Origin of the sequence: Pelodictyon luteolum (genome assembly GCF_001622165.1) — a bacterium.
In the GTDB taxonomy this organism is placed as follows: domain Bacteria; phylum Bacteroidota; class Chlorobiia; order Chlorobiales; family Chlorobiaceae; genus Chlorobium; species Chlorobium luteolum_B.
Genome location: NZ_LVWG01000019.1, coordinates 21,970 through 36,243, shown reverse-complemented (window position 1 = coordinate 36,243; position 14,274 = coordinate 21,970). Strand labels below are relative to the sequence as shown.

The 14,274-nt window shown below is 56.2% G+C and carries 14 protein-coding genes and 1 tRNA gene; 3 read left to right on the top strand and 12 right to left on the bottom strand.

Going from position 1 to position 14,274, the window contains the following annotated elements; translation table 11 throughout:
* Positions 1-44: 44 nt before the first annotated feature.
* Positions 45-1,430 carry a glycosyltransferase family 2 protein gene (locus A3K90_RS03210; protein ID WP_303681147.1) on the bottom strand — a complete coding sequence of 462 codons (1,386 nt, stop codon included), beginning with the start codon at positions 1,428-1,430 and terminating at the stop codon, positions 45-47.
* Positions 1,431-1,435: 5 nt separating this feature from the next.
* On the bottom strand, positions 1,436-2,377 hold the full coding sequence (locus tag A3K90_RS03205; protein ID WP_303681146.1) for a hypothetical protein: 942 nt from the start codon (positions 2,375-2,377) through the stop codon (positions 1,436-1,438).
* A gap of 382 nt (positions 2,378-2,759) precedes the next feature.
* Here A3K90_RS03205 and A3K90_RS03200 point away from each other — a divergent pair.
* Positions 2,760-2,833, top strand: a tRNA-Cys gene (locus A3K90_RS03200).
* A 290-nt stretch (positions 2,834-3,123) separates the two neighbouring features.
* Here the strand turns inward: A3K90_RS03200 and A3K90_RS03195 are convergent.
* Positions 3,124-3,360 carry a type II toxin-antitoxin system RelE/ParE family toxin gene (locus A3K90_RS03195; RefSeq protein WP_303681152.1) on the bottom strand — a complete coding sequence of 79 codons (237 nt, stop codon included), beginning with the start codon at positions 3,358-3,360 and terminating at the stop codon, positions 3,124-3,126.
* Between the two features lie 41 nt (positions 3,361-3,401).
* Positions 3,402-3,671: a CopG family ribbon-helix-helix protein gene (locus tag A3K90_RS03190; RefSeq protein WP_041464086.1), complete on the bottom strand. Its 270-nt coding sequence runs from the start codon at positions 3,669-3,671 to the stop codon at positions 3,402-3,404.
* A gap of 184 nt (positions 3,672-3,855) precedes the next feature.
* Between A3K90_RS03190 and A3K90_RS03185 the strand changes: the two genes are divergently transcribed.
* Positions 3,856-4,482, top strand: a complete 627-nt coding sequence (locus tag A3K90_RS03185) for an acyloxyacyl hydrolase (RefSeq protein WP_303681145.1) — start codon at positions 3,856-3,858, stop codon at positions 4,480-4,482.
* Between the two features lie 275 nt (positions 4,483-4,757).
* On the opposite strand, the gene A3K90_RS03180 is transcribed toward A3K90_RS03185, so the two are convergent.
* Genes A3K90_RS03180 through A3K90_RS03160 form a run of 5 tightly spaced genes read right to left on the bottom strand, consistent with a single transcriptional unit; the run spans position 4,758 to position 9,875 of the window.
* The gene (locus A3K90_RS03180; protein WP_303681144.1) at positions 4,758-5,915 is read right to left on the bottom strand and encodes a DegT/DnrJ/EryC1/StrS aminotransferase family protein; all 1,158 of its coding nucleotides are present in this window, start codon (positions 5,913-5,915) and stop codon (positions 4,758-4,760) included.
* Positions 5,916-5,954: 39 nt separating this feature from the next.
* The gene (locus A3K90_RS03175; RefSeq protein ID WP_303681143.1) at positions 5,955-7,085 is read right to left on the bottom strand and encodes an iron-containing alcohol dehydrogenase; all 1,131 of its coding nucleotides are present in this window, start codon (positions 7,083-7,085) and stop codon (positions 5,955-5,957) included.
* Positions 7,086-7,104: 19 nt separating this feature from the next.
* Entirely contained in the window at positions 7,105-7,812 is a 708-nt protein-coding gene (locus A3K90_RS03170) for a cytidylyltransferase domain-containing protein (RefSeq protein ID WP_303681142.1), read from the bottom strand.
* Positions 7,813-7,827: 15 nt separating this feature from the next.
* Complete coding sequence (locus A3K90_RS03165; RefSeq protein WP_303681141.1) at positions 7,828-8,796, bottom strand: hypothetical protein; 969 nt, start codon at positions 8,794-8,796, stop codon at positions 7,828-7,830.
* Positions 8,793-9,875 carry a lysylphosphatidylglycerol synthase transmembrane domain-containing protein gene (locus A3K90_RS03160; protein ID WP_303681140.1) on the bottom strand — a complete coding sequence of 361 codons (1,083 nt, stop codon included), beginning with the start codon at positions 9,873-9,875 and terminating at the stop codon, positions 8,793-8,795. Before A3K90_RS03160 ends, A3K90_RS03165 begins: the two co-directional genes overlap by 4 nt.
* Positions 9,876-10,219: 344 nt before the next feature.
* On the opposite strand from A3K90_RS03160, the gene A3K90_RS03155 reads away from it, so the two are divergent.
* Positions 10,220-12,052 carry a long-chain fatty acid--CoA ligase gene (locus A3K90_RS03155; protein WP_303681139.1) on the top strand — a complete coding sequence of 611 codons (1,833 nt, stop codon included), beginning with the start codon at positions 10,220-10,222 and terminating at the stop codon, positions 12,050-12,052.
* Positions 12,053-12,100: 48 nt separating this feature from the next.
* On the opposite strand, the gene A3K90_RS03150 is transcribed toward A3K90_RS03155, so the two are convergent.
* From A3K90_RS03150 to rplS, 3 genes are all read right to left on the bottom strand, one after another.
* On the bottom strand, positions 12,101-12,916 hold the full coding sequence (locus A3K90_RS03150; protein WP_303681150.1) for a Fe-S cluster assembly protein HesB: 816 nt from the start codon (positions 12,914-12,916) through the stop codon (positions 12,101-12,103).
* A 38-nt stretch (positions 12,917-12,954) separates the two neighbouring features.
* On the bottom strand, positions 12,955-13,791 hold the full coding sequence (locus A3K90_RS03145; protein ID WP_303681138.1) for an MBL fold metallo-hydrolase: 837 nt from the start codon (positions 13,789-13,791) through the stop codon (positions 12,955-12,957).
* A gap of 103 nt (positions 13,792-13,894) precedes the next feature.
* Complete coding sequence (gene rplS, locus A3K90_RS03140) at positions 13,895-14,257, bottom strand: 50S ribosomal protein L19 (RefSeq protein WP_303681137.1); 363 nt, start codon at positions 14,255-14,257, stop codon at positions 13,895-13,897.
* Positions 14,258-14,274: the final 17 nt, after the last annotated feature.

Sequence of the window (14,274 nt, the reverse complement as noted above, 5' to 3'; positions counted from 1 at the left end):
CCACTTTTCATGATAGGCTCCAAGGGTTGAATGATTGCGGTTTATTACCAGGTATTGCTGCGTTCCTGCATTTCGTGGGTATAGGCGACAATGCGCATATAGCTCAGGAAAATGCGATAGGGCTGCGTTGTAAATGAAGCTAGAGCCAGAGACGGAGTCAGCCTGCGTGCCTGCATGAGGGGTATGATGCCCTGCATTGCGCTGATGCACTCCAGGATCACCATGTATGACAGCCCAAGCTTCAGGAACAGGAGCGGCATCGAGGAAATGATGACGAGCAGCGGATAGACACCGAGAAAAGCCATTTCCAGAAATGCACTTCCATATCCTATGAACAGCGACCATGGCATCCAGAACAGGCTGATGGGACCGCCGATGTCAGAAAACATCATCCCCCGATGCTCACGGTAGACCTGCAGATGGCCCCTTGACCAGCGTATGCGCTGCTTGCGGAGGCCCTTCCAGCCAGTCATAGCCGACGTGTATGAAACGGCTCTCGGCTCGTAGACAGCACGGTAGCCCAACTCCATCATTTCAAGCGTCATGTCGAAATCCTCCGCCAGAGTCCTGTTCCTGTACCCGCCGGTCTCAAGCAGTACACTGCGCCGGAAAGCGGTGGCGGGGCCCGGACATATGCTCACTGCGCCGCCCGACTTCAGCTGCGCCTTCTTGATGATGCTCTGGCCATAGATATACTCGATGGTCTGCATCCTGAGCAGGTAGCTGTTGTGCCGCTTCGGCAGCACCATACCGGCAACCGCACCGACGGTGTCATCACTGAAGCCTGCGACAAGGTAGCGGAGAACCTTGGGATCAAGCGATGAATCGGAATCAGTAAAAAAGATGATTTCACCCTTTGCCTTTTCAATCCCCCGGTTCAGCGCCTCCACCTTCCCCCGGTTGGTGCGCAGCCGTATCACGGAAACATCATATCGCTCGATGATTGGCAGGGTGAGGTCCCGCGAGCCGTCATCAACGATGATGATTTCGTATGCCGGGTAATCGAGAGCCAGAGCCGACTCTATGCACTGGGCAATGCTGTCCTCCTCATTGAAGGAGGGAATGATGACCGATACGAACGGAAGCGAGGTATTGCCTGCAACCCTCTTTTCCGGCATCAGGGTAAGGCCGATGAAAAAGAGGAACGGAAAGAGCGACCCCGAAAGATAGATCAGGAAGAACATGTCAAGCACCTGATGCATCCATACGGGAAATGACCGGGTCGGATTACCCCAGATGAGAACATTGAGCGAGTCGACCCACTCGGGCATGAAACTCCAGATTCCCATTGAAACCATCAGCGAGATGATCGCCGAGAGCATGACGGCTGCCGGATACCTGAGTCTGAAGGGCGAAGCTTCGGAGAGCTGCCCTGAAAGACGGATTGATGCAGTCTCGATCATTGTGCCTCCTAAGGGCAGGTTGTTCATTGCTTTCAGAAAATCGGAATCCAGCAGGAAATCCCGGCCTTGATGTCATGGTCCTGATCCTGCGGGGTGTCAAAGTAGCTGACGAACAGGTACTCCATATAGATCGAGACATTGCCCGGCAGGTACTGGTCAAGCACCAGCCTTGCACCGGGTCCGTACTGCACGTTGTTGAACCAGGAAGACCTGTTCCACTCCCTGTCCAGGAAATCATTTACCAGGTCGACCGTGACATAGGGCTCAAAGGAAGCATGGGCGATATTGACGCCGGTGCCGATCTTCGATGAGAGGGATCCTATCAGAAAATCGTCCTCTCCCTCATCACTGAAGGCCGTAGTATGCCATGCCAGCTCACCCCAGCTTTCCGTCCAGACCCGGAATTTCGGGTTAAGCGGTTTCTGGGTTGAAAACCAGAAGGAGAGACCGCTCTTGACGTTCTGGCGCTCTATACCGGCGGGAACCCGATCTTTCGTCCGGTCGAAGGATGAAGTCATCACCTCGTATTCCGAAAACAGCGAGGCACTGATGCCGCCGACATACTCATCCGACTTGTTCATGAATGAACGCTGGGTCGTGAGCTTCAAGCCGCCGGCAAAGACCTGATTATTGTTCCAGTAACTCCTGTTCAACGGCTTGTCAGCAAAATCATAGGTTATGCTCGCCCTGGCGTAGGGAGCAAGGTAGATGGCATCACTGAGATAGTGACGAGCTTCGAGGGTAAGAGGAAGCGAAAAGAGATAGTACCCGCTGCCATCCGGGATAGTGCCCTCCTCACGGGTCCTGTTGAAATTGTATTGCGTGTAATAGGACTCAATGCCGCCCTCGACGCATATTTCGTCAGCCGGTTTCTGATACCTGTCGGCCCCGATAGCGGAATCACACAGGAAAGATGTTCCTGCGGCAAAAAGCAATCCTGCAGCCAGAGCATTCATGTGCGTGCGATGTAGCATAAGACGTTGCGTTTAATTCTTTGACAGACGAGCAGGATTCCGGGCAGTGAAACCGCCAGAATCAGCCAAGTACCCTACGCCTCTGTATAAGCAATATTCATGCCAGCAATAGAATTCGGCAGCAACGGGTGTGCTATTCGCTTATAGATAATGCAGTTATCTGAGAGCGGGATGGCGGGATTTCAGGGATATCGGGAAATACTCCCATAAAAGCCATGAAATCAGAAATTCGGACTGTATCAGTCAATGATCTAAAAAGGAGCAGTAGTGTCAGAAATGCAGCAGTATGAGATGCAGAGCAGAAGAGGGGCGTTGTTTTCGGTATGAACGTTTATAAATTTGCATTAAAGCATAATTTTTGTTACCTATTCTCTCCTTTTCCGGCGAAGTGGCCGAGTGGCTAGGCAGAGGTCTGCAAAACCTCGTACAGCGGTTCGATTCCGCTCTTCGCCTCCAGGAGAGGTTTACATAGAGAAGCCTCAAACCTTCAAAACCCCTGTGAAATCAGGGGTTTTGCTGTTTCTGAGTCCTCATAAGTTTGCCCTGATTTGCTTTGATGGTCTGTCGTATAGGTATATTTTTAGGAATATCTTCTCAGGCTCACCACGTTAGTCGGCCGCACAAAATATACCTACGATGCCCGGACACACCGCTCCACTGTCCGCCCGCCGCGTCTTTTCGGTGCAATCAGTGATGTCGAAAACGTTGCCTGCCTGCCATCTCTTTTCTCCAATCAGTTCAGTGCTCTATGTTCTATTTTCTTTGCTGTGCCAGACCCGAATAATGACAACCGTATCGTTTTCACTCCGCATATAGCGAAGGACAAAAGCCCCGGCGCCAAAGGACACGACCCATTCCCGCCTGCCAGTGTCGTCTTCCATCGGACGTCCAATGTCTGGTATTGAGGTCAATATTCCCGCTCCGTCCAGAATGGACTTTGCTGCTCGGGCTGCCGCAAGAGGGCTTTTCTCGTACAAGAACACATACAGCCGCTCAACATCGGCTAATGCCTCTGGAAGCCATTTTATTTGGGGCAAGAGATCACCTTCCCCTGCGCCAGATTTTCAAGCCATTCAGCAGCTTTCTCATGGGACACCGCCTCGCCGGTTAATTGATAACGCTCCCAACGCTCCATATCCTCGCGTTTTTCGCGCTCATACTTTTCTTCGCGCTCAAGGAATGTTTCGATTGCTTTGCACATCAGCCAGTGCGGCGACCTGTCGCGGATACGAGCCAGCGCAGTAAGCCGTTGCTGTATGGTGTCGTCTAGTTTGACGCCTCTTGTCTGTGACATAACCCACTCTCCTTTTAGACAAAAAGTAATACTTATTGCAACCTATAACAACCCCACGCAAAGAAAAACTCCGCCATCCCGATGCAGCCTGCCACGCCTTTCACTGTGGCACTGAAGTTGCAGCAATTAATTGGAGAACCGACCACAACAGGCTTCCATTTGCACACGAAAACAACCATTCACCATGCAGCTGAACACTAAACCCTGCATCAGGCTTCTTGCCATCTTTCTGGCCGTATGGCTCTTGCTTCCAGTTACAAGCAATGCCGCAGAATCCGAACAAGACGAAAACAGGGGCACAACACCCGGAAACTACCGCACCGAACTGGCCATCGGGAGCGGCTACATGTGGGGATCGCTGAAAGAAACAAACGATGGCCTCACCGCTATCCCGGCTTTCGTCAGAATCGGGTTCAACATGAACCCGCTCTTCGGCATCAAGGGGAACAGCAGTTCACTGCAGTTTACCGTAGAACCATTCGTCAACACCATCATGGACCCGGAAACCGGCGTCGAAACGGGTTGCGGACCGGGTCTGCGATACCTGCATACCCTGAACCGCTCCATAGAGATCTATACCGAAACAGGTATTGCGCCTATGTACCTCAGCATCGACACGCTGGAGCAGGGCCATTCGGGGTTCAACTTCCTCACGCATGCAGGCGCAGGGCTCCAGTACCGCGTATCACCTGATATGGCAATCTTTACCGGCTACCGGTTCAGACATCTCTCGCACGGCAATATCGCCGACCGGGCGAACGCCGGCATCGAATCCTCAGCCATCGTTGCCGGAGTCGCATGGTACTATTGAGTACCATTCAACGTTTTTCGCCCGACAGAACGTACACTGGCAGAAGAGAAAGCCGCCGATCGAACAGCCCGGAAAATGAATGTGACCACAGATGCCGGCCGGGTCATGGATCCCCGGATAAGCAGTGCTTCACGAAGCGCCCCCCTCTGCCAGGGTGGGTGTCTGGCAGAGGATGGGTAATGGCAGTGTCAAACAAAACAACAGCCTGTCCGTAACGACAGGCTGTTGTTCATTATGCCCGCTCACGTGCGGACCATCCAGCATACCCTCCCCTGCTATCCCATCTCTTCAGCAGCTGCAATGATGGCAGCGATCAACCGCGCTATCGTGTCATCATCCATGAGGACCGGAATGTTCAGGCAGATGCTGCTGCGGAGCATTGCGCCGGTTTTCGGCCAGAGCGACTCAAGGTCTTTGTCGCTGTAACGGTCATAAGCCTTCAGAAGGTGGTCCCAGACACCGGCGAAGTGCCAGTCAAGGGCTTCGGGCAGGATTTTCGTGCCGAATCCTTTCCCCATAAGATGCGCTTCGAAGCGGAGAGCCGCCTCACGGTCGCGGACCCGGAAGATCAGGGTATCACCCTGAGAGCCATCCTCGTCGGCAAACGGACGGAGGGTGATGTTCGGGAGGTGCCGGATGGCGTCCTTGATCTGCTTCTTGTTCTCTTTGGCTTTCCGGAGGATGAATTCGATTTTGGAAAGCTGGCCGAGACCGATGGCGGCGGTCACTTCACTCAGGCGCAGGTTGAGCCCTTTAGCCCGGCGTGGATCCTTGCCGCGCGGCAGGCCCTCGAGGTGCATGTGTCCGTGGTCGGAAAACTCTGCTGCACGGTCGTAGATGTCACGATCGTTGGTGATGATGATGCCGCCCTCTCCGGTATGCAGCGTCTTGCCTGCGTCGAACGAGAACGAACCGACACGGCCTATGGTGCCGAGCTTCCTGCCTTTGTAGGTAGCCCCGAGCGCCTGTGCGGCATCCTCGACAAGCGTCAGATTGTGACGTCGGCAGATCTCGGCGAGCTCATCCATCTTCGGCGATGCCCACATCGGAACGGCAACGACCGCCTTTGTTTTCGGGGTTATGGCCTTTTCAACCTCAAGAGGATCAAGGTGGTAGGTTTCATCAAGCTCAACGGGGACAGGAACAGCACCGAGCGCGCTGATTGCTTCGATGGGGGCGATGAAGGTCCATGCTGTCGTGATCACCTCGTCTCCCGGTCCGATGCCGGCACCGGCAAGCGCGCAGTGGATGGCCGCCGTTCCCGACGACACGGCGTGGGCGTATTTCACCCCCATCCATGCCGCGAATTTCTCCTCAAACTCTCTTGCCTTGTAATTGCCCCCGCCGTAGCGGTAAAGGTTCACCTTCTCTTTGTTGAACAGCTCCTGTATTTCAGCGAGTTCTTCGCGGCCGATCAGTTCTGCGCCAGCCATAATGGTATGTGGTTGATTGTTATGTTGATGATGTTCGATTCAGACCAGGTTGCGGACAACAGCCTCAGCAGCCGCTCCGTCAAAGGGAACAGGGTTGCCGGAAAACGACCCCTGCAGCGCGCCCGAAGCTTCACGGGCAAACTCAGCAGCGTTGCCGCTGCCGTAGCCGTATGGCACCAGATTCGGAATACGGTAACGACGGTAGATGGTGTCCATCTCGGCAAGAAGCTCTGCGGTGGCGTCACTCTGGATGCTGCAGGCTCCGGTGGGGTTCAGCATTGCGTATTTATCATATCCCTGCAGGTGGTTGTAGCGCATGACCTCCTTGAGGAAGATTGCGCCGGCAAGTCCGTGCGGCACCCGGTGACGGACACCGAGGTAGTATGCAAAGCCGTTGGTCGGGCCGTCTCCGGAGTTCATGAGCGCAGCCGTACCGCAGACGCTGCCGATGGCAAGGTCGATTCTCGACTCTGCCCGGTCGAGCTGGTCCTGCACCAGAGCATAGAAGGTGCGGCGGAACCCTTCAATGGAAAAGATCCTGCTGAGCGGGGTATGCTTCACGGAACCGAAGCTGTCGACACAGTGCACCAGGCTGTCCATCGCCGAAGCGATGACGCTCTCCGTCGGCGCAGTCATGGAGAGCCGGGGGTCTATGACGCACTTTTTCGGAAAGTTCTTCCGGCTGTTGATGCCGAGCTTGCGCCCGGCGTCCTCGTCGATGAAGACGGCATTGTAGCTGACCTCCGCACCGCTGCCGAGAAGGGAGGGCACGGTGATGAGCGGAAGCGGGTCAAGGACATCGGCCGGGAACCCTTTCAGAAAGAGAGCCGGCACCTCGTTTGTCATGAGAAGGGCGATGCCCTTGCCGAGATCCATGGTGCTTCCGCCGCCGATGGCGATGACGGAGTCAATCGATTTCGGGCGGAAAAAACCGGCGACATCCTCAAGATGGCGGTAGGTCGGCTCACCCTTGAAGTCGTTGCAGTAGACGACGGCCCCGGGACTGGCTGCCGTGAGGTTCTTCAATACATCCCTGAAATAGGGGGAATCGGCAATGGCGGCATCATGGATGATGCCTGGACGTGAAACCCGCAAAGAAGCCAGGTGCGGATGGATCGAGAGCGCTTCATGCACCCCGATGGTGATGTCCGTGGAAAGAAAGAATTGCATGGGTTATTCAGGTTGGTGGTTAAGGGTTGACGGGCTGTGGGACCGCAAGCCCTTTGCTCTTCAGAAAGAATTCAATTAAGGCTATTTCTTCGATGGTGTCAATCTCCCAGGTCTGCCAGAACTCCATCGGGTAGGCCGCAAGCTTTCCCCCGATGCGATTTCCGGTCTCCCTGAGAAGACGGGGGCTGAATATGTAGATGGAGCCATTCTCGATGTACTGCGCCGGACGGTCCTGTCGCATGCCGCGGTTCCGCCAGTCGAAGTTGACGCTCTGCCAGCCGGTTTCCGCCTCCTCCCAGATGGTCAGGTCGTCTGCCCGCGTAACGGAAATGAGGGAATCGGCCTTCTCCGCAATAAAGCGCTCCACTGCCCGATCAATATCATCAGGCTTCCGGAGCGGGGATGTCGCCTGTAGAAACACGACGGCATCGGGATCCACGGCACCACCCTGAAGAAGCGAATCGAGGGTATGAAGGATGGCGGATTCGGAGGTGGCGGTGTCTCCCGAAAGTTCGGGGGGGCGGCGGACCACTTCGGCCCCGTACAGAAGGGAGACGGCAGCGATATCTTCATCGTCGGTCGACACAACGACCCGCTGAACAGCACGCGCCGCCCTGGCCTGCATGATGGTCCAGCCGAGGAGAGGCCGGCCTGCCAAAGGATGGATGTTCTTACCGGGCAGGCCTTTCGAGCCACCCCTTGCCGGGATGACGGCAACAGTGTGCATAGTGTAGGGTCCGCTTTACTGGTCGGGATTTCCGTCGGCTACAAGACGGCAGACATCGGCTATCCTCCGGGCTGCCGAACGGTTCTGCTCCGGCGTGAGCCGTTTCAGTTCTTCGGAAGAAAGTCCGCAATGCACCTCCTTCTCGAGCGCTGAACCCACAAAGATAGTGGATGAAAACTGCGCAATCAACATCCTTGCATTGGCTATCATCTCTTCGGTCCGGCCTTCGCTGTAGACGAGGCATCCGGGAGCGTAGCGTTCGATTTCACGGGTTGCGCGGAGAACATTTTCGTTGGGGTGCAGCTTGAAGATGAGCTGGCCTCCCCCGGCCAGTTCAAGGCAGCGTTCGATATGCCGGCGCCGGTTTTCGTAGATGAAGGTTTCGCGGTTGTCGGAGGTGCAGGCGAGCACGTAACCGTGGTGCTCGAAATCGTTCTCGAGGTACCGCCGGCAGTCATCGAAGTTCGGCATGCTCGTCACCACGATCTTTCCGGGATCGACCCCCTTTTGGATGAACAGGTCACGGTACCCCTCGCTGGCAACACAGAAACGGCTGTAAGCCCCTGACAGGCCGGTTGTAGCCGTGCCGGCAATCCATCGGGGGATCCACCGGAAATTCCGGGCGAGATGAAACAGGACGGTCTCGGGCTCCGTCATCCCCTCCTGCACGAGTACGATGCGGCGTGTGCGGATGTTATGTGGAACAATGAGATCGGTACAGGTGACGACGAGATCGTAGTCATGAAGAAGGCCGCCGGCATCAATCTGCAGTTCGTTTAGAAGAAGGTAGTTCCGGGCCCGCTCCCTGCGGCTGTGTCCCATGATGGTGAACTCGAGGAGCCCCGCATCTGCCGCGGCCCCGAGGATGCCGTCGGAATAAAACGGGGAGAACCAGCGATCGAACTCAGGCAGCTTTTCGGCTATCTGGTGCATCTGGGTGGTCTGGTTCATCGAACCGCAGATGAAGAGCGCACGTTTCTTCATGACCGCTCCCCCCTCACATGCTTTTGAGGGTCGAGACCTTCGGCGTCAGAAAGATGCACACCCGAGAGGAACATCCAGAGATAGCCCGAAGAGTACCAGAGCACCTCCTTGAACCGCCTGAGGAGTATGAACGCCCCCCCATATGCCATGGCGTCCGGAATACCGATGGCCTGAAAGAATGCCAGATACCCCAGATCCTGGATGCCGAGTCCCGACGGGATGAAAAAGAACACGGCCCGGAGCATGACGAGCGTCGTGTCGATTGCAAGCACCTGGGAAAAAGAGATGTCGACACCAAGCAGGCGGAGGATGATGAAGCTCTCAAGGGCCAGCATGGCCCAGCCGAGAAGGTACCAGAAAGTCGACTTGAAAAGCCGCATGGGTGAAGCGCCCCTGAAGCTCCGGAGTTGGCGGTCGGTATCCAGGAACCCTGATTCCCGCAGAAGCAGCCACTCCTTGGCCCGCTTGAATGGCACAAGCATCAGCATCCGGTGCAGCGCCGTTGCAGAATTGCTGTTGAGGATCAGAAGAAGAAACACCATGAACAGGAGAAACACCCCGGTACCGACGGCCAGCATAAGGTAGCCGAGGCCCCCGAACCCGGTAAGGTCCTCTGATACCTGCTGCAGAAGCATGAACCCCGCAAGGGCACCGATTACCGTATAGACGCCCTGCATGGCGCCGAGAAGCAGTTTTCGCACGGCAACTGCAGCGACCGCAACCGGTGTGTCGATACCCATCTGGCGGTTGCAGAGATACGGCCTCAGGGGCTCGCCCACCGCCACACCTGCAGGAAGGGTCATGGAAACCGTTTCTGCAATCACCTGGATCTTCATGAGCGGCCAGAACCGTATCCCTTTGGTACCGGGAGGAAAAACCTCTACCCAGGCCAGGGTTTCAAAGAAATGGAGTGCAAAAAAAGGCAGGAGAATGAAAACCGATGAGAAGCCGATGGAAGCAATCAGCTCGATCGAGCGCTGCAGGTCGATTGAACGGAACAGGAGGACTATGAGCACAAGACCAACGCCGAGGCCGGCGTATCCCGTCCATGTGGAAACAGATCTCTGGCCTTTCTGCATAAGAATTAAAACCAAACTTGGATTGAGACCCCCGGTGGCCGACGGTGAATGGCGGACGCAGGTGCCGGCGAAACAGACACCGGGCGCGGAGGGATGATGGGCAAAATAACGGCATTACGACAGATCGGCAAGATTTTGGCGCATTTCTTTTTAAAGGGGGCACTACGCTCTGCAACACTGCAGGAACCCTTCATACGTCACATTTGTGGCGCGCCCATTTTGAATTGAAGCGCGGTATTGTTACATATTTGTTTACTGTTCAGGCCGGGAAGGGCAAGAGCACTGCCACGTGGCCCGGTGCTATCCCCTATGGCTGGCCCCGTAAGTTAACCTCACACACACTGATGGGACTCATCAATCCCGACTTCCAGACCCTGCCGGAACTCTTTTCATCGGTATTCAGCCACTACCGCGGCCAGCCGACCCGGTTTCCGTTTGCCCACAAGCTTCAGGGCGTCTATGAACCGATCTCCTACGACCTGTTCCATGAAGATGTCCGGCGTTTTTCGGCTTATCTGAAGGAAAAAGGTACCGTCGCCGGAGACCGGGTGGCGATTCTGTCGGAAAACCGGCCCGGATGGTACCTCGCCGACATGGCGGTCCTGAGCCTCGGTGCCATTGACGTGCCTCTCTACCCATCCCTGCCGCCCAACCAGATAGAATACATCCTGAAAGATGCCGGGGTCCGCGCTGTCATCGTATCCAACATGCTCCAGCTCGGCAAGATCCTCTCCATCTGGCAGAATATCCCCGACCTTACGCAGGTCATCGTCATGAACCGCCTGGAAGAACCCGTCGAGGACGTCATCGACCTGAACAACGCCAAAGCCGCCGGCAGGCAGCTGCTGGAGGACAAGCCATGGACGCTTGAGGGGATAAAAGTCTCCCCCGACGATATAGCCACCATCATCTACACATCCGGCACCACCGGCCTCCCCAAGGGGGTCATGCTCACACACCGCAACCTCTGCGAGAACGTCAAATCGGCTTCGGACATCATCCGTATCGACGAATCCGACTGCAGCCTCTCCTTCCTTCCCCTCTCCCATGCCTATGAGCGGACCGGAGGCTATTACCTGCTCTTTGCCTGCGGCGCGTCGATCTACCTCGCCGAAAGCATCGAAACCGTGTCGCTGAACATCACCGAGGCACGCCCTACAATCATATTCACAGTGCCAAGGCTGTTCGACCGGATCAGGACGAACATGCAGAAACAGATTGCCACGGAAAGCCCCCTGAAGCAGAAAATCTTCAACTGGGCGGTTTCAACAGGAGAACACTACCACCGCAGCATTGCAATGAAAGGCAGTGTCTCCCCCCTCCTCAACATGCAGCATGCGGTGGCAGGAAAACTGGTATACCAGAAAATCAGTAAACGATTCGGCGGCCGGCTGCGCTACTTCGTGTCCGGCGGTGCTGCCCTGCCGCAGAAAACCGGCGAGTTCTTCCAGGCTCTCGGCATCACGATCCTCGAAGGGTTCGGCCTGACCGAGACCTCGCCCATCACCAATGTCAACCGGCCCGAAAAGGTGAAATTCGGCACAGTGGGGCCGACGGTGGCCAACGTCGAGATGAAGATCGCCGAAGACGGAGAGGTCCTCTTCAGGGGACCCAACATCATGAAAGGATACTGGCAGGACAGTGAGGCAACGGCTGAAGTGATCCGGGACGGATGGTTCCACAGCGGCGACATCGGTGAAATCGACAGTGAGGGCTACCTCAAGATCACCGACCGGAAAAAGCACATCATCGTCACCTCCGGAGGCAAGAACATCGCCCCGATGCCGATCGAGAACCTGATTGCCGAAAGCCCTTATGTAGACCAGGTGATGGTGGTCGGTGAAAAACGCCCGTTCCTCATTGCCCTCATCGTACCGGATTTTTTGAAACTCCGGGAATTTGCAGCATCGGCAGGCATTTCAGCTCCCGATGATGCAGGGCTCTGTCAACACAAGGAGATCGTGCAGATCTATGAAAAACTCCTGCGCAGCACCTCCCGCCAGCTTGCGACCCACGAAAAAGTGCGCCGCTTCATTCTTGCAAAAGAGCCTTTCACCATAGAAAACGGCCTCATGACGCCGACCCTGAAGGTGAAGCGCAAAACCATACTCGAACTGTATGAAAAAGAAATCGACGCCATCTACAGCGAACTGAACATGGTCTACAATACCGAGTAGCCTGCAATACCGCCATGGGGGGAGGAGAAGTCCTTCCCCCAACGCAACCTACTCCCGGATCCGCAGGAGCACTCCCCTTTCAGCACCCCCATCGACGTATTCCACCATACTCTCCCGCAACAGGTCGTCGGCAACCGAACGTATTCCTCCGGGACACTCCCTGTACTTCGACGCCAGAACATCCATCGGCAGCATGCCGTGCTGCAGGAGCTCCTTCAGCACCCTGCCCCTGTACCAGCGTCGCGACCCCTCGAACTTCGACTGCTGTGTACGGGCCCGGATGCCGGTTCGCTGTGAGGTAAGCTGAAGTGCGCCGTAGTCCATCAGCGCATTATGCCAGTCACGGCTCCTTCCGGAAGGAAGGACAAAATCGGCAAACGCCTGCAGCACACGCTGCGGGCTCTCTTCGGGAAGAGAGAACTCATGGATGAGGATCCTGCGGATGTTGGTATCGACGGCCGCAACGTCAAGGTTGTCGGCAAAGGCAGGAATGGAGCGGCAGCTGTACTCTCCGATACCCGGCAGGCGTTTCAGCTCAAAAGGAGTCGCCGGGAGTTCGCCCCTGTACTGACTGACAACGAGCCGGGCACACTGCTGAAGACGAACCGCCCTGGAATTGTACCCTAACCCGCTCCAGAGCGCAAGCACATCGCGGAGCGGAGCCTCAGCGAGGGTAAGGGGGTCCGGGAAGCGCCGCATCCACTCCAGATACTTCGGCACCACCCGTTCCGCCTGAGTCTGCTGGAGCATCACCTCGCTGACCATTACGGCGTAGCGGGACCCGGCGCTGCGCCAGGGAAACAGGCGGCCGTGGAGCTTATAGAACGAGAGGATGCGTTCCTGAAACAGGCGGACCTCCTCCATGGCGGGAAATGGCTGTAGAGGATCAGAGAGAGTGATCTTCACAGTGCAATGAAACGGTCCGCCACAATTCCCTTCCCGGTACGACGGAGGGTTGCGGCTTCATGAACGGGGTCGTGCCCGAAAAAGAGCGTCCAGCCTCCCGCTGCCGCATCTTCAAGCAAAGCTTCTTTTTCCTCAAGAACGACAAGAGGAAGGATGTCGTAGCCGGTCACCCACGGCAGGGGGATATGCGCGGCACTCGGCACAAGGTCGGCGCAGTGTACGAGCGTATCCTCACATCCCGTCACCTTCACGAGCTGCTGGCCGCGGGTATGGCCGTTGGAGGGAATGAGGCTGATGCCCTCAAAAAGCTCCAGGGCCCCATCAAGCACGTTGATCCTGCAGTGCTTGAGGAACGCATCGATGAAACGCTGATCATAGCTGGCCCTCTCCTTGCGGTTCGGATTTCGGGCGGTACGGAGGTTCTCCTCCTGAATGTGGAACTGTGCATCCGGAAACAGCGGAACGAGCTCTTCACCACAAGAACGAAAGGCACCGGCTATATGGTCGAAATGCAGATGGGTGAGAATGACGTCGGTAATGTCGGCAGCGGAGAGTCCGTTACGAGCCAGTTCCCTATCGAGCAGGAAAGCGGAAACATCATAGATGGAGAGGAGCTTTTCAGGCCAGGCGGTACCCATGCCGGTATCGACAAGGATGTTGCGGCCGAGTCCGGAAATGAGGAGAAGTGCCGTCGAAAGCCGTACGCGGTTCAATGCATCGGCTGGCGCTGCCTGCTCCCAGAATGTCTTTGGCACAACGCCGAACATGGCGCCTCCGTCAAGGGAGAACTGCTGGACGTGGAGGGTGGTAAGGGAGTAAGGACCGATCTTCATGGAAAAACGGTTCAGTTCGTCATGACTTCAAATGCCTGACATCAAAAGAAACTGCTGAACGAAGTCCGGCAGGAGCGGGCGCCCTGCCGGAACGTCAGAAGAATCAGGCCTTTTCGGCGAACTTGCGCTCTTTGACCTTCAGCGCAGCCTTGCCGGTACGCTTGCGGAGGTAGAAAAGCTTCGAGCGGCGGGCCTTGCCGTGCTTGAGGACGGTCACGCTTTCAATATTGGGCGAGTTGACCGGGATGATCCTCTCGACACCGACACCATGAGAAATCTTGCGGACGGTGATGGTCTTGGACGCACCGGCACCCCTGTCGCTGATGACAACGCCTTCGAACGCCTGAAGACGCTCTTTTTCGCCTTCGATGACGCGCAGCTGGATCCTTACGGTATCACCGGGGTTGAGGGCGGGGCATTCGACGCCGGGCTGGGTTGCCTCGACTAACTGAATTAACTGGTCCATTTCGACTACTGTTTGTT